The 26,182-nt window shown below is 72.0% G+C and carries 21 protein-coding genes, 2 pseudogenes and 1 riboswitch; of the genes and pseudogenes, 16 read left to right on the top strand and 7 right to left on the bottom strand.

Annotation, left to right across the window (positions count from 1 at the left end; genetic code table 11):
- Positions 1-92: 92 nt before the first annotated feature.
- On the bottom strand, positions 93-530 hold the full coding sequence (locus ACSMTC_RS05835) for a hypothetical protein (RefSeq protein ID WP_436558571.1): 438 nt from the start codon (positions 528-530) through the stop codon (positions 93-95).
- A gap of 269 nt (positions 531-799) precedes the next feature.
- Positions 800-975: riboswitch (M-box (ykoK) riboswitch) on the bottom strand.
- 577 nt (positions 976-1,552) lie between these two features.
- Here ACSMTC_RS05835 and ACSMTC_RS05830 point away from each other — a divergent pair.
- Both ACSMTC_RS05830 and ACSMTC_RS05825 read left to right on the top strand, forming a co-directional pair.
- Complete coding sequence (locus ACSMTC_RS05830) at positions 1,553-2,695, top strand: polysaccharide deacetylase family protein (protein WP_436558570.1); 1,143 nt, start codon at positions 1,553-1,555, stop codon at positions 2,693-2,695.
- Positions 2,696-3,010: 315 nt separating this feature from the next.
- Positions 3,011-3,910 (top strand): glycosyltransferase family 2 protein, encoded by a 900-nt coding sequence (locus ACSMTC_RS05825; protein WP_436558569.1) that lies wholly within the window; start codon positions 3,011-3,013, stop codon positions 3,908-3,910.
- 41 nt (positions 3,911-3,951) lie between these two features.
- Here the strand turns inward: ACSMTC_RS05825 and ACSMTC_RS05820 are convergent, their stop codons facing one another.
- The 3 genes from ACSMTC_RS05820 to ACSMTC_RS05810 form a co-directional block, all read right to left on the bottom strand.
- Entirely contained in the window at positions 3,952-4,389 is a 438-nt protein-coding gene (locus ACSMTC_RS05820) for a cold-shock protein (protein WP_436558568.1), read from the bottom strand.
- A gap of 213 nt (positions 4,390-4,602) precedes the next feature.
- On the bottom strand, positions 4,603-6,993 hold the full coding sequence (locus ACSMTC_RS05815; protein WP_436558567.1) for a Dyp-type peroxidase: 2,391 nt from the start codon (positions 6,991-6,993) through the stop codon (positions 4,603-4,605).
- Positions 6,994-7,095: 102 nt separating this feature from the next.
- Positions 7,096-8,970 carry a galactose oxidase early set domain-containing protein gene (locus ACSMTC_RS05810; RefSeq protein WP_436558566.1) on the bottom strand — a complete coding sequence of 625 codons (1,875 nt, stop codon included), beginning with the start codon at positions 8,968-8,970 and terminating at the stop codon, positions 7,096-7,098.
- Positions 8,971-9,192: 222 nt separating this feature from the next.
- Between ACSMTC_RS05810 and ACSMTC_RS05805 the strand changes: the two genes are divergently transcribed.
- The 5 genes from ACSMTC_RS05805 to ACSMTC_RS05785 all read left to right on the top strand — a co-directional run bounded on the left by ACSMTC_RS05805 (position 9,193) and on the right by ACSMTC_RS05785 (position 13,323).
- On the top strand, positions 9,193-9,600 hold the full coding sequence (locus ACSMTC_RS05805; RefSeq protein ID WP_436558565.1) for a hypothetical protein: 408 nt from the start codon (positions 9,193-9,195) through the stop codon (positions 9,598-9,600).
- Between the two features lie 199 nt (positions 9,601-9,799).
- On the top strand, positions 9,800-10,390 hold the full coding sequence (locus tag ACSMTC_RS05800) for a hypothetical protein (RefSeq protein ID WP_436558564.1): 591 nt from the start codon (positions 9,800-9,802) through the stop codon (positions 10,388-10,390).
- Between the two features lie 2 nt (positions 10,391-10,392).
- Positions 10,393-11,268: an MNIO family bufferin maturase gene (gene bufB, locus ACSMTC_RS05795; protein WP_436558563.1), complete on the top strand. Its 876-nt coding sequence runs from the start codon at positions 10,393-10,395 to the stop codon at positions 11,266-11,268.
- On the top strand, positions 11,261-12,079 hold the full coding sequence (locus ACSMTC_RS05790) for an HvfC/BufC family peptide modification chaperone (protein WP_436558562.1): 819 nt from the start codon (positions 11,261-11,263) through the stop codon (positions 12,077-12,079). Before bufB ends, ACSMTC_RS05790 begins: the two co-directional genes overlap by 8 nt.
- Entirely contained in the window at positions 12,076-13,323 is a 1,248-nt protein-coding gene (locus ACSMTC_RS05785; protein WP_436558561.1) for a ferritin-like domain-containing protein, read from the top strand. The genes ACSMTC_RS05790 and ACSMTC_RS05785 overlap by 4 nt, the downstream gene beginning before the upstream one ends.
- A gap of 99 nt (positions 13,324-13,422) precedes the next feature.
- Here the strand turns inward: ACSMTC_RS05785 and ACSMTC_RS05780 are convergent, their stop codons facing one another.
- Positions 13,423-14,355 carry a nitroreductase/quinone reductase family protein gene (locus ACSMTC_RS05780; RefSeq protein WP_436558560.1) on the bottom strand — a complete coding sequence of 311 codons (933 nt, stop codon included), beginning with the start codon at positions 14,353-14,355 and terminating at the stop codon, positions 13,423-13,425.
- Between the two features lie 449 nt (positions 14,356-14,804).
- Here ACSMTC_RS05780 and ACSMTC_RS05775 point away from each other — a divergent pair, with 449 nt between their 5' ends.
- The 3 genes and pseudogenes from ACSMTC_RS05775 (at position 14,805) to ACSMTC_RS05765 (ending at position 17,391) form a co-directional block, all read left to right on the top strand.
- Positions 14,805-15,614, top strand: a complete 810-nt coding sequence (locus tag ACSMTC_RS05775) for a phytanoyl-CoA dioxygenase family protein (RefSeq protein ID WP_436558559.1) — start codon at positions 14,805-14,807, stop codon at positions 15,612-15,614.
- Positions 15,602-15,991 (top strand): annotated as a pseudogene (locus ACSMTC_RS05770) (acyl-CoA dehydrogenase family protein); the annotation flags it as partial. The gene ACSMTC_RS05775 and the pseudogene ACSMTC_RS05770, both read left to right, overlap by 13 nt.
- 128 nt (positions 15,992-16,119) lie before the next feature.
- Positions 16,120-17,391: an alpha/beta hydrolase family protein gene (locus ACSMTC_RS05765; RefSeq protein ID WP_436558558.1), complete on the top strand. Its 1,272-nt coding sequence runs from the start codon at positions 16,120-16,122 to the stop codon at positions 17,389-17,391.
- A gap of 54 nt (positions 17,392-17,445) precedes the next feature.
- Here ACSMTC_RS05765 and ACSMTC_RS05760 read toward each other — a convergent pair whose 3' ends face one another.
- Positions 17,446-18,366 (bottom strand): phosphorothioated DNA-binding restriction endonuclease, encoded by a 921-nt coding sequence (locus ACSMTC_RS05760; RefSeq protein ID WP_436558557.1) that lies wholly within the window; start codon positions 18,364-18,366, stop codon positions 17,446-17,448.
- 46 nt (positions 18,367-18,412) lie between these two features.
- A pseudogene (locus tag ACSMTC_RS05755) lies at positions 18,413-18,796 on the bottom strand (NUDIX hydrolase); the annotation flags it as partial.
- Between the two features lie 156 nt (positions 18,797-18,952).
- Between ACSMTC_RS05755 and acs the strand changes: the two are divergent.
- From acs to ACSMTC_RS05725, 6 genes are all read left to right on the top strand, one after another.
- Positions 18,953-21,067: an acetate--CoA ligase gene (acs, locus tag ACSMTC_RS05750; RefSeq protein ID WP_436558556.1), complete on the top strand. Its 2,115-nt coding sequence runs from the start codon at positions 18,953-18,955 to the stop codon at positions 21,065-21,067.
- Between the two features lie 255 nt (positions 21,068-21,322).
- Positions 21,323-23,380 (top strand): RICIN domain-containing protein, encoded by a 2,058-nt coding sequence (locus ACSMTC_RS05745; RefSeq protein ID WP_436558555.1) that lies wholly within the window; start codon positions 21,323-21,325, stop codon positions 23,378-23,380.
- 79 nt (positions 23,381-23,459) lie between these two features.
- Positions 23,460-24,131, top strand: coding sequence for a hypothetical protein (locus tag ACSMTC_RS05740; protein ID WP_436558554.1), 672 nt, complete (start codon positions 23,460-23,462; stop codon positions 24,129-24,131).
- Positions 24,132-24,186: 55 nt separating this feature from the next.
- Positions 24,187-24,903 carry a maleylpyruvate isomerase family mycothiol-dependent enzyme gene (locus tag ACSMTC_RS05735; protein WP_436558553.1) on the top strand — a complete coding sequence of 239 codons (717 nt, stop codon included), beginning with the start codon at positions 24,187-24,189 and terminating at the stop codon, positions 24,901-24,903.
- Between the two features lie 249 nt (positions 24,904-25,152).
- Positions 25,153-25,536, top strand: a complete 384-nt coding sequence (locus tag ACSMTC_RS05730; RefSeq protein ID WP_436558552.1) for an avidin/streptavidin family protein — start codon at positions 25,153-25,155, stop codon at positions 25,534-25,536.
- 2 nt (positions 25,537-25,538) lie between these two features.
- On the top strand, positions 25,539-26,165 hold the full coding sequence (locus ACSMTC_RS05725) for a PhoU domain-containing protein (RefSeq protein WP_436558551.1): 627 nt from the start codon (positions 25,539-25,541) through the stop codon (positions 26,163-26,165).
- Positions 26,166-26,182 lie beyond the last annotated feature (17 nt).

Here is a 26,182-nt window from a genome sequence, read left to right as displayed (position 1 = left end):
GGGCGGCGAGCCGAGTCAACCCGGGCCTGGTGAATCCCGGGCGACATCGGTCGGGCGAGGGGCGTACGTGTGGTCGATCTCGGGGCGGGCCGTCAGCTGAGCGGCGGCCGGTTCCCCGGGCCGTTCGGTCCGGAACGCTCGGCGTGCTCGGCGATCCGCTGGGCGGCCGCCGCGGGCAGAGCGAGCCGCTCGGCGATCTCCTCGGGGCGGTGGCCCTGGAGGAGTAGCTGGTAGGCGGTGTGCACCCGGGCGTCATAGGCCACCTCGGGCGAGGTGGTGGCCGCGAAGTCGCGGTGGTCGAGGAGGTACAGCCGCGGCGTGCCGTCCTGCAGGGTCAGCCGCAGGTATCCGCGGGCACGGCAGTCGGCCGGAGCCATCGGCACGAGCGGGGCGGTGTGGGCCGCGGCGCCGGTCCTCCGGAGGCGAAGGCCTCGCAGCAGGTGTGCGGCCCGGCGGCCGAGGTGGATACCGGTGGGCCGGGACGTGGCGGCGGGGCCGTGCACGGTGCGGCCGATCATCAGGGTGGTCATGGCAACCTCCAGGGGCAAAGGCTGGAGGGCACGCGGGGGCGGACCCACGGCAGGCCGGGCGACCGCACCCGGGTGCGGGCGGATCGCTGGCGTCGGAGTCAGCCGTGAGGAGTGTCAGCGCGTGCCGGTACGAAGCGAGGACAGGCGGGCGCGGGGCCGGATACGGCCCGTACTACTGCATTCCATGTCTCTCGCCTCCTCCCGGCCGAGGCGCACGACGGCGCCTGAACGACACGGCAAGGAGCTCACCGACGCGCACGGAAGCCGCCGGCTCACCCCAACTCGTCAGAGCTTTGGCACTCCACGGCGTAATCCGGCCCGCGGGCCGGAAGCCACTTGGGGTCACCCCTTAGGTCGGGGAGACCTGTCCTGATCCGGAGCGTCTCTCGACGGGTGGGATCAGTGGCCTGTGTCCGTGAAGACGCCTCACCGAACGAGGTGCCCAATGAAAACCTCAGCCACTATAAACCGAAAAGCGGGCCGCGCAAGCCGGTTCGAGGGGAGGGAGCCCACGGTACGAGGCGTTCTCGGCCGGGAGGCGCACCGGCCGTGGCCGCGGTGGATGAACTGCTCCGGTCGCCCACGACGCATGGTCGACCGCGGGCGACGCAGGTCCGACTCCGCCGCGGTGGAGCACGGTTGACGGTTGATCGGAAGCCCTTCCGGCCGGCCGGGATCATCGAATGGCGGATCCGCTCCCGCTGAGGCGGGAGCCGGCCTCGGGCCGATCGGGTGTCCATGGGTGTGATCGCGGGAAGCGGGACGACCGCCGTTCCGCGGGGGCGGGGGTGGTGCGGCGCACGGGTCTCGCGGGTCGTCGGCGTCGGATCGCGACTGGCGCCCGGCAGCCGCCCGGCACCGCCGCTGAGAGCGCTGTCCTGGCCCCTCACCCCGCCTGTCCGTCGGACGTGAGAACGGTCTCAAGAAGCCGCGAACGCTTTGGAAGCGTGCGACCGGCGGCCATTGTCGAAAGGAAGCCCGGTGGCATGCCGGGCCTCTGTACGACCCCAGGAGCAACAGCCATGCCGGAGCAGGCCACCACCCGCACGATTCTTCGCCGGGCCGCAGCAGGATGCGCCGCCGTCCTTCCGCTCGCGCTCGCCTGCGCGTGCGGCGCGACCTCGTACGGCGCCGCTACGAGCGGTAGCGCCGCCGCCGCGGCCGGGAGCCCGAGCGTGCGGGTCAGCGCCACCACGCCGGCGCCCGCGCAGCCGTCCCCCGGAGCAGTACCGCCCGGCGCCGGTACCCCCGGTACGGCGCCGCCCGGCGCCGCCGCCTCCGCAGCCGCGCCTGCGAGCCCCGCCGCCCCCGGCGCCACCACCGGGCAGACACCCGGCCACGGCGCGCCGGCCGCTGTGACGGGTGCCGCACCCGTCGCCCTCTCCACCAAGCACGCCGCCCCCACCACGGCCCCCACCACAGGGACCGCCGTGCCTGCGCCGGCCCCCGCCGTGCCCGCGCCAGCCGCCCCCGGCAAGCCCGCCGCGCCCGCGCCGGCCGCCGCCAAACCCGCCGCGCCCGCCCCCGCAGCGCCGCAGCCCGTACCGGACGCCCCGGGCTCGTCGATCGTCTACCACACCGCCACCGCCGGCGGCGGGGGCAAGACGGTCGCGCTCACCTTCGACGACGGCCCCGGCCCGGCCACCGACGCGATCCTCGACCTGCTGCAGCGCTACCACGCCAAGGCGACGTTCTGCGAGATCGGCCCCCAGGCCACCGCGAACCCGAAGGCGGTCCAGCGCATCCTGGCCGAGGGCCACCGCCTGTGCGACCACACCGTGCACCACCCGCAGCCGATGCACACCCTCCCGCAGGACCAGCAGGTCTACGAGATCGACGCGGCCAAGGACATGATCCTCAAGGCCGGCGGCCCGGGCGCCGAGGTCTCGTGGTTCCGCGCCCCCGGCGGTGACTTCACCGCCCAGAACCGCCAGATCGCCGTGCAGGCCGGTCTGCGCCCGCTCGGATGGACGGTCGACACCCGCGACTGGGCGAAGCCCGGGGTCGCGGAGATCGTCGCCACCGCGCAGCGCGAGCTGCACCCGGGCGGCATCATCCTGATGCACGACGGCGGCGGCGACCGCAGCGAGACGGTGGCCGCGCTGTCCCAGCTGCTCCCGTGGCTGGTCGAGCAGGGTTACACCTTCGACTTCCCGGCCGGCTGACGCAGACCGGAGCACACCCGGCGGTCTGCGAACGGCCGGCGGTCACCGACCGGCTCCGCGCCCGTCCGCCGTGCCCGCGCCCGTCCGCCGTGCCCGCGCCCGTCCGCCGTGCCCGCCCCCGTCCGCCGTGCCCGCTCCTCGGACCGCCGCGCGTCGCCGTCGACGACCGGAACGGCAAGGTGCGCGGTCACTGGGCGACTTGGGGCACGAGAGCCGCCGGTAGGTCGCCCGGCTCGCGCCCACGCATCGACGGGTACTCCGGGAAGCCCGGACCGCTCGCGGACCGCGGTCGCCGCCGCAGCTGAGGAGGAACGGGTGAGCACCGCCGCCCAGGGGACGCTTCGGCCCATGCCGGAGCTGGTCAGCGTCGTGATCCCGGCCCGTGATGCCGCGCTGGTGCTGCCCGGCCAGCTGGAGGCGCTGAGCCGGCAGGAGTACCCGGGGGCGTGGGAGGTCGTCGTGGCGGACAACGGCTCCGCCGACGGTACGGCCGACGCGGCCCGGGAGTGGAGGCCCGAGCTGCCGGAACTGAGGGTGGTGGACGCCTTCGCGCGCAAGGGCATCAACCATGCCCGCAATGTCGGAGCGGCCGCCGCCCGGGGTGACTTCCTGGTCTTCTGCGACGCGGACGACGCCGCGACCCCCGGCTGGCTGCGGGCGATGGCCCAGGCCTCCCGCACCGCCGACCTGGTCGGCGGGTACCCGGAGTACTTCGCCGTCCACAACCGGCAGGCCTGCTCCTGGCGCAGGCCGCAGCCCCGCGACCGGCTCCCCGAGATGATGGGCTACCTGCCGTACGCGGTGGGCGCCACCCTCGGTGTGCGGACCGAGGTGCTGCGCGCCCTCGGCGGCTTCAACGAGGGGTACGCGGGCGGCGGTGACGACGTCGAGTTCTGCTGGCGGGCCCAACTCGCCTCGTACGCCCTGGTGTTCGCACCGGACGCGGTGATGCGCTACCGCGTGCGCGAACAGCTCTGGCAGGCCGCCCGCCAGGCCTACGGCTACGGCAGGGCCGACCCCCGGCTGATGCGCGACTTCCGTGCCCACGGCCTGCCGCCCGCGAGCACCCGGTCGGCACTTCGTGCCTGGTACCGGATCGCACGGCGCCTTCCCGAGGCCATCTCGCCGGAGCGGTCCGGGAGTTGGTGGCACGGTGCAGCCTGGCGGGCCGGTCGCCTGGTGGGCAGCGTCCGTCACCGGGTGCGCTGTCTGTGAGTCCGGCGCGGCCCGGTCGGCCGCGCCGGCGCCGCTCTCGGTCAGCTCTCGATCCAGCCGTGGTCCCCGGCGAACCGCAGCAGCGCCCGGCGGACCTGGAGGATCTGCTCCCCGGTCAGCGTCCCGGCCGCCTCCAGCAGGACCTCGGTGATCTCGCGGTGGAACTCGTCGGCGCTGAGCACGTCGCACAGACAGTCGTCGTCCGCCTGCCCGGCGGCACGGGCCGTGGGAACCCGGCTGTCGGGTGCCGGGAGGGACGACGGCTTGTGGGCGGCCCCCGCGGCGAGGCGGACGGACGAGGCCTTGAGCCCGCGGTCACCGTCCTCGATCTCGAACTCGACGGCCAGCCCGGGGCGCACCTGGGACTCGGGGATCAGCAGGTCGTTCACATGCAGGAACACGTCCTCCCCGCCATGGCCCGGAGCGATGAACCCGTAACCTCGCGCACTGTCGAACCGCACCACACGACCGGCGACCACGCCAACCCCCAAACTACGGCCGGGCCCCTTGCCCGAGCCGACCTGGGGCAGAGGATATCCCCGTCCGACCTGATCGGGTGATCGGCAACCGGGGCCGCAGGAGCGCGCGTTGACGCCCTCCGGTCGCGGCCGCCCGGGCGTGGGTGGTGCCGAGGGCCCGCCCGGCCCCGCTCGGGGCTGGGTGCCCGAGCGGGGCCGGGCGGGCGGAGCGGGTTACGGCTGGCGGCACCAGACGGCGGTCGGGCGGTCCTGCCGCACCAGGTAGTCCGGGTGGTTGCCGCCGTGGTCGACCATGATGACCCGGTACTTGTCCTGGTTGAACACCCAGTACCAGTGCATGCCGCCGCTCGGGTCGTCCATGCCGGTGACGGGCAGGAAGGCGTCGACCCGGGTGACGCCCTTGAGCGACTGCCACTGACTGAGCTGCCGGTCGTCCCGCTGCAGCCGGTCGGGGTAGGCCTGACCGGAGCGGCCGATGGACATCAGGCGGTAGCGCTGGCCCACCTCGGTGGTGTGGAACACCCAGTACCAGTACGTGCCGTCGCCGGACGGCCGCATGTCGGGGACCGGCAGGAAGGCGTCCACCCGGGTGACCGGGGGAGCCGCGGCGAGGGAGTTCCACTTGCTCACCGGCCGGTCCTCGGTGACCACCTGGGAGGTGTACGGTTCGGCGGCGGCGAGCGTGATGAAGCGGTAGACCTGCTGCCCGCCCACGGTGTGGAAGACCCAGTAGCTGCTCTTCCCGCCGGTCCGCTGCTCGAAGGGCACGGGCAGGATGGTGTCGATCTGGGTGACGCCCTTCAGCGCGGGCCAGCTGGAGTACGGCCCGACGGTCTTGACCACGACCCCGGTGCGGTCGGTCACCTCACCGGTGGTGAGCGGGCCGAGCTGGGAGCCGGTGCTGATCAGGCGGATGGTGCCCTGCTGGAAGGTCCAGTAGCCGCCCTCGACGTCGGGCAGCGGCAGGACGGCGTCCACCGGAAGGTTCTGCGTCACCACCGGCTGCGGCGTGACGACCGGCTGCGTGGTCTCCGTGAACTCGCCGGTGAGGCGGTTCTGGGCCAGCCTGCGCAGGGTGGTGATGGAGGGGGTGAAGCAGTAGAGCGCGCCACGGGTGTGGACGAACGGCCTGAAGTCCAGGGTGCTGGTCTGCCGCTCACCGGCCGGGTTCCTGCCCTCCCAGCTGACCCGGCCGTCGTTGACGGTGGCGAGCTGGCCGCTGACCAGCGGGTCGGGACCGGGGTGGTTGGCCCGGCCGGGCGGGAAGTCGGGGTCGTTGATCCAGTTGACCTGGATGAACTCGAACTGGGCGACCAGGTCGGACTGGTAGCAGACGAAGAGCAGACCCCGATCGCCGTCGGGGCCGTTCTTGGGGTCCTCGCTCGTGGGGTCGAAGGGCTGTCCGTAGGGGGCGCCGCGGCGCATGATCCGGCGGGCGTCGATGAACCGCTCCTCGACCTCGCCCTCGGCGTCGAGACCGGCGCGGGGGTTGGTCTTGCGCAGGTGGGAGAAGAGCGGGGTGATCAGGCCGTCCGGGTCGTCCGGGTCCCCCTTGTACCTGAAGTCGTTGTCCGAGCCGGCGCCCGGGGTGCTGGGCTGCTGGTCGGGGAACTTGCACACCGGGGCACCGTTGCGCCAGCGGCCCACCAGCCGGGCGGCGAACCAGTCCCGCCTGGTGTCCTCCGGCACGGCCTTGAGGTCCTTCAGCCGCCGCAGCTGGGTGTCCACCTGGGCCCACCAGCCGGCGACGTCCTGCTCCAGACGGCGCACCACGTGGAACGAGCCGTTGTGCATCCAGGCGGGCACGGTGTCGCTGGCGGCGGTCTGGGGCGAGTGCTCGGGGACGAGCGGCTTGCCGACGACGAACTCGCCGGCCGGGATGAGGCGGGTGCCGGGGTGGTCCTTGGAGAAGTGCACCGTGCGGCCCGCGGCGTTCTCGGTCCTGCCGGGGTCCGGCTCGTCGAAGCCCTCGACGCCCGGCTCGCTGACCCCGTCCTTGAAGCCGAAGTGCTCCTTGCCCTTCTTGTCGCCCGGCAGGGCCGCGCCCTCCTGCTCGAAGACGATGACCCCGCCGGCCTGGTTGGCGGCCAGCTTCTGCTCGTCCACCGCGCCCCTGAGGCCGTCCGCGGTGTCGGAGGCGACGGTCAGCACCGCGTGGACGACGGGCTTGGTGCTGCAGCCGAACACCCAGTGCTTGGGGTCGTTCTCATCGGTGTCGCCGAGGGCGATCGCCCGCCCCGAGTCGGAGGGCCCCTGGACGAACGCCTCCAGCGTGTCGCCCGGCTTCATCTCGGCCTTCAGCAGGTCGCTCTGCCCGGTGATGAACTGCAGGCCCTGGTAGGTGAAGCTGAGGCTCAGCCAGGTGGCCTTGAGCGTCGCCGGGTCGTCGCCGCCCGAGGACTTGCGGGCGTCGCTGAAGGCCCCGTTGAAGGTGGCGACCTGCTGGGTGGTGGCGATCCTGGGGGTGATCTTCTCCAGCCAGGTCCGGGCCGCCTGGGCTTCACCGAACTGGAGGAGCAGCAGGGTCACATGGTCTTTCTTGAATCCGGCGATGATGTCGCCCTGGATTTCGGTGTCCTGACGCAGAGTCAGGTCAACTGCCATCGGTCGATCCGTTCGTCGTCTCCGGTGAATGGGAAAACCCCGGGTGGGAACCGCGCGGCCGTCGGCCCGCGGTCCGGCCACCCGGGGGGTCTGGGGGTCGGGTCAGGCGTTCGGGTTCAGCTGGACCCACTTGGCCACACTGGGCACACCTGCGTCGTTGAGCAGGAAGAGCATGTAGTAGCCGGGAGGGGCGTCCTTGGCCGAGGCCGGGGTCTGGAGCACCAGCTGGCTGCCCGCCCGGCTGGTGACCTTCAGTTCCAGGCGGCGCTGGCTGGTGTCCACCGAGTGCGTGGAGGTGATGGGCGCGACCAGGACGGCGCGGGTGACGTCGGCGGGGGTGTCGGTGTTGACCCGGAAGGACGTGCCGTAGTTCAGCGGCGAGGTCGGCGCGGTGCGAAGGCTGGGGCGGTTGCCCTGGTGCAGGTACGGAGGCTCGTAGATCTCGATGGTGCCGTTGAGGCCGGACTTGATGTTCGGGTTGTTGGCGATCTGCTGGAGCTCGTCACCGGTGACCATGACGCGGCCGTCGGGCAGGATGACGGCGTTGGAGTGGTATCCGCGCGGCAGCCGCTGGACCGGGCCGAGGGTCCAGTTGCCGTTGGCGTCCCGCAGTTCGGTCTGGCGGTACTTCGGGTCGGCGTTGGGGTTGAGCTCGCCGTTGCCGTAGTCCCGGATGTCGTAGGCGCCGTTGACGGTGAACAGGTTGCCGTTGGGGAAGATGAGCGTGTCGTCCTGGGTGCGGCCGAAGTGCCGCGGGGTGTCCTCGCGCCATGTGCCGTCGGTGGAGGAGAAGCGGTAGGTCTTCTCGTTGTTGCGGTCGCCGCCGAGCACCAGCACCGAATCCGGGCCGCTGGTGCCGTTGGGGAGGGCGACGGCGGAGCCGTAGTTGCGCATGACCTCGTCGGGGCGGTTCGCCAGCGAGGTGCGGGTCTCCGCGACGGGATCGAAGACGAACTGCTGGTCGGCGTCCCGGCCCAGACCGTAGATCCTGCCGTCGTTCAGCGAGAACAGGTGCGGATAGTCGGGACGGAACGGGGCGTCCACCTTCCACCGGTCCAGCGCGACGCCGTCGGGGGCCTTGTTCTTGTCGAAGAACACGCCGGTGCCCTTGGCCGGGAAGCGTTCGACGATCGGGGTCGCGGTCTTGGACCAGCCCAGCTCGGACTGGCCGGACATGATGGTCTGCCGGCCGTCGGCGCCGGTGACCACGGACGGGTACCAGCGGCCGACCGACATGTCCTGTTCCTGGTGCCAGGTCTCGGTCCACGGGTCGAAGACCAGGGCCAGCTTGGCGCCGGTCCCGTGGTTGCCGCCGAGGTTGCCGCCGAAGATGCCGACCATGCCGTTGGGCAGGTAGGAGTGGCCGGCGCAGAAGAACGGCGCGGGGCGAGGCTCGTCCAGGCCGTCCGGCATGTCGATGACCGGCGGCGGGACGGCCGTGAAGGAGTTCAGGCCGGTCCCCTTGGAGGGGTCCCAGAGATAGGCGCGACCGGCGTTCTGCTTGCCGATCACCTGGGTCGGCGCCGGCTCCTTGTTCGGGTTGTCCTCGACGCTCTCGAAGGAGAAGACGAGGACCTTTCCGGTGGGCAGCAGTGCGATGTGGTCCCCGTAGTCGGGGGAGGAGAAGTAGTCCGTGAACTTCCCGAACAGCGCGGGATCGAAGTTCTTGTTCGCGTCCGCCTGTGAGGCCGTCAGCGCGTTGAAGCTGTTCGTGCGGGTGGTCTGCGGATAGCCGGTCTCGACGGCGCGCAGGCCGATCCGGTTCCTGGCCATCGTCTCGGCGGTCCTCTGACCGAACGCGGCCGCCTCCTCGGGCCGCACCTCGGCCCTCACCTGTTCGTCGGTGATCTGCGGCGAATGGAAGCCGGCAGAGCGGTCCATGCTGGCGCAGGCCGGTGAGGTCAGGACGGTGGTCGTGGACAGGGTGATCGCGATGGCGCCGGCCGCCAACGTACCCATCAGTCTTCTGCGTGACATGGAACTCCTCATGAGCCGATGCGTCCGCTCCCGTCGGCCAGGAGGCCGCACGGGGGACAGCAGTTCGCAGTCAGTAGAGCACTCTCCGTAGTCGTTCGTGTGAAGACACCCCAGGAACCGAACGATCGGTTGACGGGGCGTGCCGCTTCGCGTGTCGCTCTGGCGGGTCATCAGCGCCGTGCTGAAATGGCCGCAACCCCCACCCGACGACAGGAGTGACGCGTGTTCAGCAAGATCAGGATTGCCATGGCCGTCGCGGCGAGCGCCGTGGTCCTCGCCGCCACGAGCGGCGGCGCGGCGGCCACTCCGCGCCAGCTCACACAACCGCCACGCGTAGTGACCGGTGAGGTCATCCAGGGTGGTGCGGACGGTAAGCCCCACGAGCTGCTGTGCCCGCCCGAGGAGAACGTCTACGGCGGCGGATTCAGCGTGACTCCCGGTGAGAACCGCAGACTTGACTGGCAGTCGACCGACGTGCTGGAGAGCCGTCCCAACGACGCCGCCACCGGCTGGATCGTCTCCGTGCGTAAGTACGACTGCCCGCCCGAGGGTGCCAAGGGCGCGCACAGGCCCGCGAACCTCACCCTCCGGGTCCTGTGCACCGAGGGCGCGAGCACCCCCAACGGCTGAGTGCCGCACCGCCGGTGCCTCCGGCCGGACGCCGCCGGCACCGCTTCGACCCGGCGGATTCCGCTCACCCGCGCTGTACCGCGCTGCCGCCGGCCGGGTACTGCCGCCCGGTCGGACGGCAGGCGCAAGGGGGCGTGGCCCGCCTGACCAGATCGTCTACGCACAGTCTTTTGGCAGAACACGGAGAGGAGAACGGGCCATGAGTCCCAAACCGCACGGAGACGGCCAGGTCGACGGCTACTTCGAAGGAAGACTGGCCAACCGGGAGGAGCTCAGGCCGCTGATCCTCGGCGGCGACCTCGGCAGGCGGCGGCACGACAGGGTCGAGGAGGCCGGACCCGCCCGGACCGAGCCGAAGGAGCTGCAGGCCGCCGTCGAGCTCCATGTCTGCATGGGGCTCAACTCCTGTGTGGGCCACGGCCGCGACGGCTCGGGGCTGATGGCGGGCATGGGGGAGTGCGCGACCGTCCAGCACATCTGCCACGGCGCCAACGAGTGCCGTGCGCAGGGAGGTTGCGGCTACTCCGGATCCGACGCGGAGCAGGCCAAGCCGGGCGACCAGGACTGCCGGTGGAACGGCAGCTGCGCCAGCCCGATCAACGAGAGCCGGGTGCACGCGGCCGGCCCCTACCGGGGCACCAGCGTCTGGAAGCGCGCCCGCAAGATCTTCGAACACCGCATGTACGAGGCGGGCGTCCCCTTCGGCCCCGCACCGGGCGAGGGCTACCCCGACGACCTCGTCCCGGCCTACGAGAAGCCGCGCGGTATCGAACCCGGCACCGGCTCGTGACCGTGAGCCGTACCGCGGGCGCGGCACCTCGCGGCACGCTCCCGAGAACCTCCGGGCTCGGCCTCGGCCTCGGACTGCGCTTCCAGCACCTGGCCCACATCCTGGAGTCCTGGCCGGAGGTGGAGTGGTTCGAGATCATCTCCGAGAACTTCACGGACTCCGCCGGCTACCCGCGCCACGCCCTCGACCGGATCGCCGAGCGGTACCCGATCGTGATGCACGGCGTCTCCCTGTCGATCGGCAGCACCGATCCGCTGGACCTCGGCTACCTCGACCGGCTGCGCCGCCTGGCCGACGCCACCGGGGCGCGCTGGGTCTCCGACCACGTCTGCTGGACCGGGACGGCCGGGATCAACACCCACGACCTGCTGCCGGTGCCGTTCACCGAGGAGTCGCTGGCCCACCTGGTGCGCCGGGTCCGCACCGTCCAGGACGTACTGGAACGGCAGTTGGTCCTGGAGAACCCCAGCACCTACGCGACGTTCACGGGCGCGGCCATGCCCGAGTGGGAGTTCGTCTCCCGCCTGGCCGAGGACTCCGGCTGCGGACTGCTGCTGGACGTCAACAACGTCTACGTCTCCGCCGTGAACCACGACTTCGACCCCGAGGAGTACCTGCGGGCACTGCCCGCCGAACGGGTCGTGCAGATGCACCTGGCCGGCCACACCCACCTGGGCACCCACATCGTGGACACCCACGACCGACCGGTGGCCGAACCGGTCTGGGAGCTCTACCGGCTGGCCACCGCCCTGACCGGTCCGGTGCCCACCCTCCTGGAATGGGACGAGCGCATCCCGCCCTTCCCCGAGCTGCTCGCCGAGCTGCACAAGGCCCGCGACCATGTCGCCGAGGCCGCCGTGCCGGTGGGCCGTGGCTAGCGCGACCGGCCTGGCCGAGGCGCAGCGCCGCTTCCAGCACGCCATCCTCGCCCCGCACGGGCCCGGGGCCGAGGCCGGTGAACTGCTCACCGCCTCAGCCCGGTTGAGTGCCGCGCAGCGTCTGGAGGTCTACCGCCGCGGCTACCGGCTGCGGCTGCTGGAGGCGATGCGCGGGCTCCACCCGGGCCTGCGGGCGCTGCTGGGCCAGGAGCTGTTCGACGAGTTCGCCCTGGACTACCTGGACGCCTGCCCCTCCCGTTCGCACACACTGTCCGAGCTCAACCGGCGGTTCACCGCCCATCTCGCCGCCCACCGCCCCGACCGGGACCGGCCGCCTCGGCTGCGCGAGGCGTGGATCGACGTGCTCATCGACCTCGCCCACTACGAGCGGGTGTTCGCCGAGGTGTACGACGGCCCGGGCATCGAGCACCTGCAACCCGGCCAAGGGGCAAGGACGTTCGCCGACGGGACGGTCCGGCCGGCGCCGTGTCTGCGGGTGCTGACACTGTGCGCACCGGTGCACTCCTACGTCGCCTCCGTCCGCAGGGGACGGCCGGCCGAAGCCCCCCGGCCGGGAACGGTACGGCTCGCGGTGTCGCGCCGGGACTTCGTCGTCACCACCACCGAACTCGCCTCCGGGGCCCACCGCTTCCTGTCCGCGCTGCTCGAAGGCGTCCCCGTCCCGACGGCCGCCGCGGCGGCCGACCTGGCCCGGACCGAGGCCGAGCGCCTGCTGAAGACCTGGGCCGCCGTCGGCTGGCTCCTGCCCTGCCAAGCTCCCCACCACCCCGGACCCGAGGAGACCGTGTGACCATCACCACCGCCCCACGGCAGACGACCCAACCCCTCATCCTCACCAAGGCGCCGATCAACGCCGAGATCGAGATCGGCACGCTGGACGAGCTGGTCAACCACCTCAAGCAGGCCGCGTACCTGGAGATGTCCACCATCCCCATGTACCTCTACGCGGCCTTCTCGATCGGTACGCGCGGCTACTCCCAGTGGAACCCGGGCATGGGCGCGTTCCGGCTGATCCGCAGCGTCGTGGTGGAGGAGATGCTCCACCTGTGCCTGGTCCGCAACCTCCTGGTGGCACTCGGGCGCGGCGACGAGATCACCTTCTGTGAACCGGACTTCGTGCCCTTCTACCCCTCGGACATGCTGCACCGGTACCCCAAGCTCGAACTGCACCTCGGCCCGTGCGACCGGGACCTGGTGCGGAACGTCTTCATGGAGTTCGAGCGGCCCAGGCCGGGGAAGGGCGAGGGCAAGCCGCCCAAGGGGCAGTACGCCACCATCGGCGAGTTCTACCGGGCCGTGGGCAAGGGACTCGTCAAGCTCGACCAGGAGGCGCCGAAGCCGGGCCTGTGGGCGAAGAACAAGCCGGAGCTCCAGTACGTCGCCGCGTACTGGAACAAGGACGGCGGCGGCGAGCCGGTCCTGATCCACGACCTGAAGAGCGCCCAGGACGCACTGAAGATCATCGTGGAGCAGGGCGAGGGCATCGACCCCGACAAGCCCTCGGTGCCGATCGACCCGCTCAAGCCCATCCCGGGCCTGGACGAGCTGCCGCACTACACCAAGTTCAAGCGGATCGCCGACGGCATCGAACCCCTGGGCGCCGTCTGGACGCTGCCCACCGACCCTTGGTCCGGACAGTACGAGGCCGACCGGGCGGTCAGCGCGATCAACGACCTCTTCTGCGCGGTGTACTGCTATGTGCTGCACATGCTGGACGTGATCTACCTGACCTCGTGGAAGGACGTGCGGCCCGGTCAGCGGAGCCCGCGTTACCACTACGAGCGCACCTTCATGTCGGTCATGCAGGGCATCCTGGTGTCGATCGCGGAGCTGATGGTCGCCACTCAGATCACGGCGGGGCCGTACAAGGGCGAGCACAACGCGGGCCCCACGTTCGAGTACTACGACCTGCCGGACACCGGGAAGAAGGACCACCTCATCGAGCTGTGCGACAAGGCGATGGTGCACTTCCCGAACCTCGGCGGCGACAACAGTGTGCGCTGGCTGATCGGCAAGCTGCCCGCGGAGGTGTGAGCCGCCGCCGGCGGCCGTCCCGTCGCGGCGAAGGCTCCGGGAACCACCGGGCGACGGAGGGGACTTCCTGTGCCGGAAGCCCCCCTCCGCCACGTGGGATCAGCCGAACGCCGGAGCCGGGGCGGTCGCGTTGAGCGCGGTCACGACCGTCTGCTCCTCGTACCGGAAGTGGGACTCCAGCCGGGTCACCAGCAGTTCCAGCTCGGCGCGCAGCCGGACGGGGTCGCTCTCGCCCGGGACGAAGCCGTCGACGAGTTCCCGGATCTCCTCCTGCAGCCGGGCCACCACCTTGTGCTCCTCGCCGAGCCGCGACAGCGCCGGGGCGAGCGCGGGGAACCGCGCGGCCAGCATCGGGAACACGGCCATGTCCTCCCCGCCGTGGTGCTTCTTCAGTGCCCCGCAGAACTCGAGGCAGTGGGTGCGCAGTTGCCGGCCGAGATCCGGCGGCGTCCGCTCGACGGTGCCGGCGTTCCCCTCGATCACCCGATCCACCTGGGCGAGCAGTGACCGGAGCTCCCCGCGCAGCCAGTCGTGCACCTCGACGATCCAGTCGCCCATACCCTTGACCCGCTCCTCGCCGGCCCTGGGGTCGATCCGGTGCAGCACCACGACCGGGATCTCCCGGACCGTCCTCGCCTGGTGCTCGGCGTACCCCGGGGCTTCGGCGAGCACGCGCTCGAAGAGCCGGTCCCGCTCCTGGCCCGGTGGAATGGCGGCGATCGCCTGATAGGTCTCGGTGCCGGTCTCGACCGTCACGACCGGGTTCTTCCGGATGTTGTGGAACCACCCGGGATGCCGGTCCGAACCGTTCGCGGATGCGACGACGACACCGTTCCCGTCGAATTCGAGATAGCCCAGGATGCTCTCCCGGCGCAGTCCGCTCCTGGCGCCGGTGGTCGTCAGTACGGCCAACGACCAGCCCTCGAACATGCCGCTCAACTTCCCGTCGTTCGCCCGGAATTCGGCGATGATCCGGCGCTGGAAATCGTTGACGTCGAAGCCGGCCCAGGTCTCGGCCTGTTCCCTGTCCATGTGCTGCCTTTCGGTGTCGATTCCATGGATGGGAGGGCGGCACCGAGGACGCCACAGGAAAACGACACGGAAACACCCCGCATACCTACGCGATGAGTTGAGAGGAGGCGCAGCAATCCCCAGGTCAGGGGTTGACAGAGCTGCGAGAGACGGACCGTGCCGGTCTCTGTGGTGGCTGAGTAGCCGCTACCTCCATGCGTAGGCCCATACGGGGCTCGGTGGAACCGTAACACGGTCAGCGCGCGCCGGACAACGCTCCTTCGGCGGGGGTGAGCGAGCCGCCGAACCGTAACATCGTTGTTCGACACGGTAATTGACGCCAGTCTGCGTTCTCCGGCGCCGAATCGAGGCACGAGCCTTTCGACACCGCTCGCCGCTCCCGACCGACGGCGGAAGCGGCCGCCGTAATTCGGTTGCCCATTCCCGGGGTTCGGTCGAGAATCGCCGCCATGCAGGAAGTGCTGACATCGGATCAGATCGAGCGGTTCGTCACGGACGGCTTCGTCCACCTCCCGGAGGCGTTCCCCCGCTCGGTGGCCGAGGAGTGCCGGGCGTTCCTCTGGCGCGAGACGGGACTCGACCCGGACGACCCGGACACCTGGACCGAGCCGGTGGTCAGGCTCGACGGCTACGCGGACGAGCCGTTCCGGCGGGCAGCCACGACGGAGCGCCTGCACGCCGCCTTCGACCAACTGGTCGGTGCGGGACGGTGGGTGCCGCGTGCGGGCCTGGGCACTTTCCCCATCCGCTTCCCGCACCCCGCCGACCCCGGCGACACCGGATGGCACATGGACGCGGGCTACATTCCCGAGGGGGAGAGCGGATTCCGGCTCAACCTGCGTTCCCGCGGACGGGCGCTGCTGATGCTGTTCCTGTTCTCCGACGTCGACGCCGACCACGGGCCGACCCGGATCAAGGTCGGCTCGCACCTGGACGTACCGCGGTTCCTGGAGCCCTCGGGCGAGCCCGGGGCCGACCTCTTCGCCCTCTGCGGGGCGATGGACGCCGAAGGCCGCCTGGACGCCCCCGACCGGCCGCTCGCCCTGGCCACCGGCCGGGCCGGCGACGTCTACCTCTGCCACCCGTTCCTGATCCACGCCGCCCAGCCCAACCGCGGCACCCAGGCCAGGTTCATCGCCCAGCCTCCGCTGGAACCGGCCGGCCTCCTCGACCTCGACCGCGCCGACGGAGCCTACTCGCCGGTCGAACGAGCGGTACGGCTCGGTCTCGGCCTGCCCGATGACACGCGCTGGAGCTGATGTACCGCCGGTCCGCCGAGCGCTCGGCGTTCGGTCGGCCGCTCACCGGGCAGGGCGTGGTGCGGGACTGGATCGCCGAATCCCGGGTCCGAATCGAGCGGTTGCGGCTGCTCGTGCTCAAGAGCGCCCACTGATGGACACCGTCGGCAACCGCGGCGCGCACACCGAGATCCGGGCCATCGAGACCGCCACCCCGATCAGCGTCGAGTGGATCCTCGACAAGGCCGTCCAGGTCCACGGCGCGGCCGGCGTCAGCCAGGACACCCCGCTCGCCCAGCTGTGGGCCGGCAACCGCACGCACGCCGCGCCTGGCCGCCGGGCCGGACGAGGTGCACAAGCGCTCGCCGGCGCGGCGGAAGCTGAAGAAGTACCTGTAGCGCCGAACGCCGTCATACCGGGGTACTACAGAGGACTTGGCACCCCGGTTTGACGGTTTCCGCTTCTCCTCGCCCGTACCGTCGCCCGTGTTGAAGGCGAAGACGGAACCGGACGAGGGGGAACGGCGATGAGCAGGCGAGGACGGGCCGTGGCGGCGGTGCTGCTGGCGGCGACGGCGACGTTGGGCGTGGTCGGCGCACCGGGCGCGGTGGCGGCGCCGGGGCGGGGCACCGAGCAGCAGGCCAGGGCCTGGCTGCCGCAGCCCACCGGGCCGTACCCGGTCGGCACGACGTCCCTGCAGCTCACGGACGACCGCCGGGACGACCCCTGGAAGCCCGGGCAGCACCGCAAGCTGATGGTCAGCTTCTGGTACCCGACCACCCGGCCCGCCACCGGCGGCGACCGCGCGCCGTACATGGTCCCCGCCGCCGCCGACCACTTCGGCAGTGCCGGGAGCGCCGGCCAGAGCGACTACGTCTTCGAGCCCGGCCGCACCGACTGGGCAGGCATCCGCACCCACGCCCGCGCCGACGCGCCCGCCCTCCCCGGCGGCAAGCGGCCCGTCGTGCTGTACTCGGCGGGCTTCGGCGACCCGCGCACCTGGGGCACCGGCCTGGTGGAGGACCTCGCCTCGCGCGGCTACGTCGTCGTCACCGTCGACCACACCTACGACGCCTCCGAGGTCGCCTTCCCCGACGGGGACCTCGCCACCTCCGTCCTCCCCGCGCTGTGGGCCCAGCCCGGCCTCGACCCCGGCGCCCTCCTGCGCAAGATGCTGCAGAGCCGGGTCGACGACACCCGCTTCGTCCTGGACCAGCTCGCCGGGCTGCGCCACGACAAGCAGCTGCCGGCCGGCCTCGCCGCCTCCCTCGACCTCGACCGGATCGGTATGGTCGGCCACTCCGGGGGCGGCTCCACGGCCCTCCAGACCATGCACGACGATCCGCGCCTCAAGGCCGGCGTCAACCTCGACGGCCAGCTGCACTTCCCCGGCCCGGACGGCACCGGAGTCCACCTGTCCACCGTCGCCGAGGACGGCCTGACCCGGCCCTTCCTGCTCATGGGCACCCAGGACCCCGCCTCCGGCAGCTACCACCGGCAGCCCGGCTGGGACGCCCTGTGGCAGCACAGCGCCGGCTGGCACGCCGACGTGACCCTCACCGGCTCCCGCCACAGCTCCTACACCGACGCGCAGTCCCTGCTGCCCCAGCTCGCCCGCCAGGGCGCGATCAGCGGGGAGAAGCTGACCGACAGCGTCGGCGACGTCCGCCCGGACCGCGCGGTGCTGGCCACCCGGTCGTACGTCGCGTCGTTCTTCGACCGCTGGCTGCGCGGCCACGACGACCACCTCCTGGACGGCCCGTCGCCGCGCTTCCCCGAGGTGGTCTACGAGCGGTAGCGCGCAACCGGAGCCGTGCATGACGCGCGTGACCGGGGTGCGGCTTGCCGGGAATCAAGAACCTTGCACGCGAAGGCCGGCGGGTACGCGAGGTTCGCCGTGGAAGACCTGTCGAGCGTGCCACTGCCGATGCTGCCGCGCGACCGGTGGGGCGCCCGCCTGGGGGCCGATGACCGGCCGGCCGGTGAGAGCGAGTACGTGCTGCCGGCTGGCCTCGCTGCGGCCGACGAATCGTTGGGAGACCAGGATGCGGTGGTCGTCGCCAAGACCCAGGACGCCCTTGTCGAAGAGCTTGTGGTGCAGTGAGCACAGGCACAGGCCGTTGTCGACCTCGTCGGGGCCGTCGTGCGACCACCAGCGCACATGCGCGGCCTCCAGTCCGACCGTACTCGCGCCGATCATCCCGTCGTAGCCGCAGAAGGCGCACTGGAACTCGTAGGCCGTGAGTATGAGTTCACGCATCCGCCGGTCACGTTGCCGACGGGCCGTGACATCGGCGCCGTTCACGGTCCCGGTCCCGGCGAGTTCCAGGTCGAGCCCGACGGCTTCGCACAGGTCGACGTGCAAGGACGGCGGGAAGTGGGTGTCGAGCAGCACCCTGACCAGCCGGCCCAGCAGCGACGGCTCGTTGGCGAGCGCCGCCCGCAGGCCAGGGGCGAGCCTGCCGGTGGCTCCGCTGGAGCGCAGGATCCGGACGCCGCTTCCAGGACTCCCCTGCCCCCGGTCGGTCCTGACCTCCCACACGCCGTCACTGACCAGGTGGTGGAAGGGGTAGGCGGGGGTCGTCGGGTGCGCCGGTCCGTACTCGGCGAGCAGCCGCTTGAGCTCCTCCTCGACCACGCTGTAGCGCAGTTCGCCGTCGGCGTCCTGCTGGTAGCCGCCGAGTGCGTAGAGCAGGAGCAACGGCTTGTGCGGAGCACGGACGTCGTTGTTCGTCCACCGTCTCAGCTTCGCCACCCGATCGAGCCAGTCCATGGCCACCAGGGTAGTTGGCGTCACCGACATCGCGTCAGGTTGTTGATCAACCGAGATGGGGGTGGGCACCGGCGGGGTGGGCGCCGATCTGCCGGCGCATGTCGGGGTGGATGTCGTACTCGTCGAGGTCGGCGGGCTGGACGAAGCGGACGCCGTCGGCCTCGTCGTTGACGGTGGGCTCGCCGCCGCCGGGGCGGCCGGTACAGGTGTTCCCGTACTGCGGGCGGATCTCGCCGTCGGTGTAGGCGACCATGCGGTCGGGGGTGGTGTAGACGCCGAAGCCGGTGATCTCGGCGCGGACGCCGGTCTCCTCCTGGCACTCGTGCACGGCGCATTCGGCGGCGGTCTCGCCGATGTCCCGGGCTCCGCCGGGCAGGGCCCACCGGCCGGTGTCGCGGCGGCGCTGGAGCGGGACGGCACCCTCGTCGTCGATGGTGAGACGCCTCCCGGCGATATCCTGAAACTCGCGAACACGGCGCGGCCGCGCCTGTGTCGGCGCCCGGCCGCCCTTGGAACAGCGGCCGTTCCCTCCCGCCCGCCGCCCCGGTTGGTGCGGTGGGGGAGCCGCGGCGGGAGGTCGATTGCCATGGCGCGGGAGACGGGGCCCCGGCTCTCCGAGGCGCAGATCGCGGTCCACTGGCGTGAGGAGCGCACCTATCCGCCGCCGGCCGGGTTCGTCGCCCAGGCGAACGCCGCCGACCCCGGGATCATCGAGCGGTTCGGCGAGGCGAACTTCCCCGACTGCTTCACCGAGTACGCGGAGCTGCTCAGTTGGGACGCCCCCTGGCACACGGTCCTGGACACCGGCGACCCGCCGTTCTGGAAGTGGTTCACCGGCGGCATGCTGAACGCCTGCTACAACTGCGTCGACCGGCATCTGCCCACCGGCCGCAACAGGGCCGCCCTCATCTGGGTGCCGGAGCCGGAGGACCAGGCCACCGAGACGGTCACCTACCAGGAGCTCTACCGGCGGGTCAACGAGTTCGCCGCGCTGCTGCGCGAGTTCTGCGGGCTGGAGAGCGGCGACCGGGTCACCTTCCATCTGCCGATGGTCCCCGAGCTGCCGGTGGCGATGCTGGCCTGCGCCAGGCTGGGCGTGATCCACTCCGAGGTGTTCGGGGGGTTCAGCGGCGCCGCGTGCGGGGACCGGATCGCCGACTCGGCCAGCCGGGTGCTGGTGACCATGGACGGCTACTACCGGGGCGGCTCGCTGGTCGACCACAAGGCCAAGGCGGACGAGGCGGTGGAGGCCGCCCGCAGGTACGGCCGGGAGATCGAGAAGGTCCTGGTGTGGCGGCGGCATCCGGGGCGGTACTCGTCGCGTACCCCCATGGTGCTGGGCCGTGACTTCTTCGTGGACGAGCTCCTGGGCGGCTACCACGGCCGGAGCGTCCCACCGGTGTCCATGCCCGCCGAGGCACCGCTGTTCCTGATGTACACCAGCGGGACAACCGGCCGCCCCAAGGGCTGCCAGCACTCCACCGGCGGCTACCTTAGCTACGTCGCGGGCACCGCCAGGTACCACCTGGACATCCACCCCGAGGACACCTACTGGTGCGCCGCCGACATCGGCTGGATCACCGGCCACTCGTACATCGTCTACGGCCCGTTGGCGCTCGGTACGACCAGCGTGCTGTACGAGGGCGTGCCGACCTACCCCGACGCGGGCCGCTGCTGGCGGATCGCGGAGCGGCTGGGGGTGAACATCTTCCACACCGCTCCCACCACCATCCGGATGCTGCGTAAGGTCGGGCCCGAGGAACCGCGCGGGTACGACTACCGGTTCAAGCTGATGACCACCGTGGGCGAGCCGATCGAGCCCGAGGTCTGGCACTGGTACCACGACGAGGTGGGCAAGGGGCAGGCGGTCGTCGTGGACACCTGGTGGATGACCGAGACCGGCGGCTTCCTGGGCACCACCCTGCCCGCCCTGCAGCCGATGAAGCCGGGCAGCTGCGGTCCCGGGGCGCTGGGCATCCTCCCGGTGATCTACGACGAGGACGGCGCCGTGGTGGCGGCCGGCAGCGGGCGGGCCGGCAACATCTGCATCCGCAACCCCTGGCCCGGTGTGCTGCAGACGATCTGGGGCCAGCCCGAGCGCTTCGTGGACATCTACTACGGCAGGTACTGCCGCGATCCGGGGAGCAAGGACTGGCACGACTGGCCGTTCCTGTGCGGCGACGGAGCCGTGGAGGCGAGCGACGGCTACTTCAGGATCCTCGGACGGATCGACGACGTGATCAACGTGGCCGGCCACCGGCTCGGCACCAAGGAGCTGGAGTCGGCCGCGCTCACGGTCGAGGAGGTGGCCGAGGCGGCGGCGGTCCCCGCGGTCGACGAGGTGCGCGGCCGCGCGGTCGAGATGTACGTCGCACTCAAGCCGGGGCTGAGCCCGGGCCCGGAGACCGGGCAGCGGGTCACCGCGGCCATCGAGCGGGAGATCGGCAAGATCGCCCGGCCCGCCCATGTGTGGATCGTGCCCGACATGCCCAAGACCCGCTCCGGCAAGATCATGCGCCGGGTCATCGCCGGGATCTCCAACTTCACCGACGTGGGCGACGTCAGCACCCTGGCCAATCCCGAGATCGTCGAGGACATCCGCCACCGCGTGCAGAGCGAGAAGCTCGCCCGCGGCGACGTGCCGCGTGAACTCACCGCCCAGGAGGCCCAGGAGATCCGGGAGTTCGGCACGGCCGAGTAGGACGGGCCAGCGGGGCCGCCCATGAGCCGTCGGCGGCAGGGGAGACGCCGCCGGCCCCGGGCGGCCCGGCCCCGACGGGCCTTCGGAGCACGGTGCGGCGGGTCAGCTGGTCCAGTGGGCCGGTGCGGCAGGCCGCGGGTGCGAGGCGGATTCGGCCGCCTGGAAAAAGCCGAGCCGGTTTTCCGTTATCCGGGTCGCCGCGCCCGCTCTCCCATGTGTCGGCAGCGAACCGCTCCTGCCGACAGGGAGGGATACATGGCTCGGAAGACAGCGGCACACCGGCGCCGGAACCGCCGCCCGCTGGTGGTCACGGCAGTGGCGGTGACCGCGGGCGTGATCGCCACCGCCGTCGGGATCAACGTGGTGACGGGGACTCAGGATCCGTACACGGCCGCCATGGTGCAGGCGGCACAGACCTCCGGGGACGAGGCGGCGCCGCCCTCGCCCGCGGCGGCGCCCCAGCACAAGGAGGCGCCGAACCCGCTGCGCTCGGTGCCCAAGAGCGACCCGGCCCGCGGCATGGTGTACGCGGGGCTGACCGTCGCCGCCAAGGACGACCCGTGCGCGGGCGTGTTCCGCACCTCCGCCGCCGGGCTGTGCACCCACGGCCCGGACGTGGCCCCCAAGGACGTGGACATCCACAAGACGGTGGCGCCCGCCGTGGCGGCGGTCGCACCCGACCCCGAGCTGCACGGCGACTCCCAGGCGCCCTCGGCGGGCGATCTGCTGAAGGACGCGCCGCCGGTCCTGAACGCCCAGACCGGTGCCGCGCTGGCCTCCTCCGCACCGGCCTCGGCGAGCCCCGCCCAGGCCGCGGCCGGCGGCGCCTCCCCGGTGGTCTGCGACGGTGACGGCAGCAGCGGCAACCGGGTCCAGGTGCTGTACGTCCACGGGCCTGGGCAGGACCGGTACGCCCAGTACCTGGCCTCGTTCAAGAAGTGGGCGGCGGACGTCGACGTCATCTACAACGCCAGTGCGCAGCAGACCGGCGGCATCCGCCACGTCCGCTTCGTCACCGACGCCGACTGCACCGCCAATGTGCTCGACGTCGAGCTGCCGGACTCGGCGCTGACCGCTTTCGGCGCCACCAACGACGCACTGGCGGCCAAGGGTTACAACCACAAGGACCGCAAGTACATGATGTTCGCCGATGCCCAGGTGTACTGCGGCATCGGCACGTTCGCCGGCGACGAGCGGCCCGGGCAGGACAACCTGAGCAACTTCGGCCCCTCGTACGGGCGGAGCGACTCGGGCTGCTGGAGCGGTCATGTCGCCGCACACGAACTGGGCCACAACCTCGGTGCGGTGAACAACAGCGCGCCGGACTCCAGCAAGGCCGGGCACTGCACGGTCGACTGGGACCTGATGTGCTACTCGGACGCCCCGTACTACCCGAAGATGCGGACGGTCTGCCCGGACCAGAACCAGCAGGACCGGCTTGACTGCACCAAGGACAACTACTTCAACACCTCTCCCAAGCAGGGTAGTTACCTCTCCTCGCACTGGAACGTGGCGAACAACCGGTTCCTGATCGCCGACAACGGCACCGGCCCCAACCCGGGCCCCAACCCGTCACCGACCCCGACGCCCAGTCCGACCGCGAGCAGGGCGCCCGGCAAGGCGCCTAATGTGACGGTCAGTCAGATAACCCAGAACTCCGCCGTGCTCAGCTGGCCGAAGGCCGACTCCGCCGCCGGGTACGAGATCCGGCTGAACGGGCGCGCGATCGGCACGGTGACCTCGACCGTGGTGCGACTGGTCTCACTGCAGCCGGACACGGACTACCAGGTCGCCGTCGCGGTCCGGGATCAGAGCGGGCACACCTCCGCGCCCGGCCGCCCGGCCTCGTTCCACACGCCGGCCAAGCCGAACCCGACCGGCCCGACCAAGCCCGGCACGCCGTACCTGATGACCAACAGCCTCACCGGCCAGGTGGCCGACATGTGGGGCGGTTCGAGCAACGACGGTGATGTGCTGATCGCCTACCAGCGCACCGGCTACCAGAACCAGCAGTGGCTGTTCGACGACGCGGGTGACGGCACTGTCCGGGTGAAGAACGTGCTGTCCGGCAAGTGCCTCCAGGTGGGCGGCGACCCGGTGCAGGGCCAGTTCGTGTTCCAGCAGCCGTGCGGGAGCAAGGACTCGCAGGACTGGAAGCTGACCGCCGGCGGCAGCGGCTACACCCTCACCGCCAAGGGTTCCTCCCTGGTGCTGGGGGTCGGCAAGCGCTGGTACTACGGCGGTTGGCTGCTGGAGCTCCAGCAGCCGAACGGGCAGGCCTACCAGAACTGGACCATCCAGCCGGCCTCCTGAGTCCCGGCCGAAATCCCCTCGCAGGTGGGGCGGGAGTCTTCTCCCGCCCCACCTCGCCCCTCTTGTCAGGAGTCCATCGATGCGCCGTTCCACTCCGCCCGCGGCCCTGGCGCTCGCCGGGCTCGCCGTGCTCGGGTCGGCCCTGCCGGCCGCCGCGCACGGCGACAGCATCCACTTCCAGATCACCGCCCAGGTGGACGGCCACTCCCGCGCCACGGCCGGTTACGACAACGACGGAGACCCGGTCGACGAGCCGGTCACGGGAACCCTCAGCGCCGTCGCCTCGGACGGCCGCACGGTCGGCCCGTGGCAGCTGGTCGCGGTCGCCGGGGCCCCGGCCACCTACACCACCGCCCAGGCGCTGCCCCCGGGCCACTGGAAGGTCACCGTGGAGTCCGCCTTCCCCGACATCGGCCACGGGGAGGCGGAGGTCGACGTGACCGCCGTACCGGAGGGAGCGGCCCCGGCCACCACGGCCCCGGCCACCACGGCCCCGGCCACCACGGCCCCGGCCACCACGGCGGCGGCGACGGGGCAGGCGACCGCAGGACCGGTGAGCGCTCCCACTTTGGGCCCCGGCGGCTCGGCGCCGAGCCGGCCGGCCCCGTCGCAGGCCGCCCAGGCGCCCGCGCACCCGAAGACCGACGGCAGCCGACCCGTCATCGCCGCCGCCGTCGCCGCCGCGGTGGCGATCGCGGCAGCGGCGTTCTACCGCAGGCAGCGGCCGGCCCCCGTCCGGCGCGACCGGTGACGCCGACGGTCAGGTGGCCAACCCCGGTACCACCCAAGGGTGTTACGGTACGGGCGTGCGCAGCATCATCGAGGAAGTCGCCCACTCCGGAGCGCGGTTCACCGCCGGCCTCGCGGAACTGACCGACGAGGAGGTGACCGCGCCCTCGGCGCTGCCCGGCTGGACCCGGGGCCACGTCATCACCCATGTCGCCCGGAGCATCGACGCCTACCTGTGGCTGCTCGCGGTGGCCGCCACCGGTGCCGAGCCCGCGCCCCGGACCGGTGCCGAGGAACTCGCCCGCGCGGTGCGGGAGGGCGCGGGCCGCTCCGCCGCCGAGCTCGCGGCCGATGTGCGCAGCCGTCTCGGGCTGCTGGCCGAAGCCGCCGAGGCGATGCCCGCCGAGCGGTGGGAGACCCAGGTCACGGCACTGGCCGGCTGGCGGCACCCGGCCTGGTACACCCTGCGCCGCTGCCTGCGTGAACTGGAAACTCACCATGTCGACCTGGACATCGGCTACCGGACGGCCGACTGGCCCGGCCCGTACGTGACCTGGGCCCTCGACGACACCCTCGCCGCGCTGGCCGCCCGCGGCTTCCCGCTGTCCCGGGTCGAGGCCGTCGACCTCGGCCGGTCCTGGACCCTGGCCCCGAGCGGCCCCGTGGTCACCGGCCCCGGCCATGCCGTCCTCGGCTGGCTCAGCGGCCGCACGACCCAGGCCCCGCTCACCGCCGGCCGGCCCCTGCCGGATCCGCCCGGCTGGCCGCTGCCGCCGGCTCCCGGCTGGGACTGAGCGGCGCGACACCCGCCACCGCCCGGCCCGTCCGCAGCGCGCCGGTCCGCAGCGCGCCGGTCCGTCCGTCACCGGTGGGCGGCCCGGCGGACGTCACCGGTGGGCGGCCCGGCGGAGCACCGGGTCCGTGGCCCGTGGTGGCGGCCACCGGGCCGTGTCCGCCGCCGCGCCCAGGCCTCTGCAGTGCGAAGCCGGCTGGAGAGACCGACGATGGGTGGGGAAGCTGCGCCCTGTCGAGGGAGGCGACCGATGAGCATCGCCGGAGACTGGTTCAACGAGTTCGGATCTCATATGCACCTCACGGCGGACCCGTCAGGTGGCATCAGCGGCACCTACACCTCGGGCACCGGCCATGTGGCCGGGCAGTACGAGGTCGCCGGGCGCTGCCACCCGTCCGGGCAGCCGGGGCGCGGAGCGGCGGTCGGCTGGACGGTCGCCTGGCACAACCAGCAGCAGGACCCCGACTCCGTGACCAGCTGGAGCGGCCAGTACTTCGAGGACCGGGAGCGGATCTTCGCCACCTGGCTGCTGACCCGGCCGTCGAGCGCGGCCGACGTGTGGGAGGCGACCGCGGTGGGCCAGGACGTGTTCACCAGGGAGCGGCCGGCAGGGTCCGCGGAGGGAGAGCCGTAGGGATGGCACACAGCTACGAGGCACTGGTCGAGCGGCTGGCCGCGATGGTCCGGCTGGCGGAGACGGCCCTGAGCCGGGCGTCGCACGTGGCGCTCGAAACCGGAACCGCCGAGGCCGAGCGGGAGCTGGCGGCCGCCGAGGCGGCGCTGCAGCCGCTCGACGAGCTGATCGAGGACGATGCCGCCCTGCTGCTGACGGGGCACGGGACCGCGCCGGGGGACGTGCGGTCGGTCGTGGCGGACACCCATGTCGGCGGCGAGGTGCAGCAACTGGCCGAGGCCACCCGCCGGATGGGCGAGATCGCCTGGGTCCGCCGCGGCAAGGGGCCGCTGCCGGAACTCGCGCGGCTGCCCCTCGACGGGATGAGCGCCCTCGCCCTGCAGATGGTCGCCAAGGCCGCCGACGTGCTGGAGAAGGCGGACCCCGAGACCGTCGCCGATCTGCACAGCGGAGTCAACGAGATCGGCCAGCGCCAGCGCCTGCTCTACGGACAGCTGCTCGCGGCCGACCCCCCGCTCGAACGGGCGGACGTGGTGGACGCCGTGCTGCTGAGCGGCTACTTCGAACGCTGCGCGAGCCACGCGCTCGCCCTGGCCAGGCACGCCTCGCTGTTCTCCGCGCGGCCGTAGGCGCCGGCGCGGACCCC

Origin of the sequence: Kitasatospora sp. HPM-01-4 (assembly GCF_051374625.1) — a bacterium.
Lineage (GTDB): Bacteria > Actinomycetota > Actinomycetes > Streptomycetales > Streptomycetaceae > Kitasatospora.
This window is presented reverse-complemented; position numbering and strand designations above follow the sequence as displayed.

What these genes read in the sequence shown, in the direction of transcription:
- ACSMTC_RS05730 (WP_436558552.1), top strand. Translation starts at nt 25,153, where the DNA reads ATGAGCATCGCCGGAGACTGGTTCAACGAGTTCGGATCTCATATGCAC.
- ACSMTC_RS05745 (WP_436558555.1), top strand. Translation starts at nt 21,323, where the DNA reads ATGGCTCGGAAGACAGCGGCACACCGGCGCCGGAACCGCCGCCCGCTG.
- ACSMTC_RS05800 (WP_436558564.1), top strand. Translation starts at nt 9,800, where the DNA reads ATGAGTCCCAAACCGCACGGAGACGGCCAGGTCGACGGCTACTTCGAA.
- ACSMTC_RS05830 (WP_436558570.1), top strand. Translation starts at nt 1,553, where the DNA reads ATGCCGGAGCAGGCCACCACCCGCACGATTCTTCGCCGGGCCGCAGCA.
- ACSMTC_RS05780 (WP_436558560.1), bottom strand. Translation starts at nt 14,355, where the DNA reads ATGGACAGGGAACAGGCCGAGACCTGGGCCGGCTTCGACGTCAACGAT.
- ACSMTC_RS05725 (WP_436558551.1), top strand. Translation starts at nt 25,539, where the DNA reads ATGGCACACAGCTACGAGGCACTGGTCGAGCGGCTGGCCGCGATGGTC.
- ACSMTC_RS05760 (WP_436558557.1), bottom strand. Translation starts at nt 18,366, where the DNA reads ATGGACTGGCTCGATCGGGTGGCGAAGCTGAGACGGTGGACGAACAAC.
- ACSMTC_RS05775 (WP_436558559.1), top strand. Translation starts at nt 14,805, where the DNA reads ATGCAGGAAGTGCTGACATCGGATCAGATCGAGCGGTTCGTCACGGAC.
- ACSMTC_RS05810 (WP_436558566.1), bottom strand. Translation starts at nt 8,970, where the DNA reads ATGTCACGCAGAAGACTGATGGGTACGTTGGCGGCCGGCGCCATCGCG.
- ACSMTC_RS05835 (WP_436558571.1), bottom strand. Translation starts at nt 530, where the DNA reads ATGACCACCCTGATGATCGGCCGCACCGTGCACGGCCCCGCCGCCACG.
- ACSMTC_RS05815 (WP_436558567.1), bottom strand. Translation starts at nt 6,993, where the DNA reads ATGGCAGTTGACCTGACTCTGCGTCAGGACACCGAAATCCAGGGCGAC.
- ACSMTC_RS05740 (WP_436558554.1), top strand. Translation starts at nt 23,460, where the DNA reads ATGCGCCGTTCCACTCCGCCCGCGGCCCTGGCGCTCGCCGGGCTCGCC.
- acs (WP_436558556.1), top strand. Translation starts at nt 18,953, where the DNA reads ATGGCGCGGGAGACGGGGCCCCGGCTCTCCGAGGCGCAGATCGCGGTC.
- ACSMTC_RS05765 (WP_436558558.1), top strand. Translation starts at nt 16,120, where the DNA reads ATGAGCAGGCGAGGACGGGCCGTGGCGGCGGTGCTGCTGGCGGCGACG.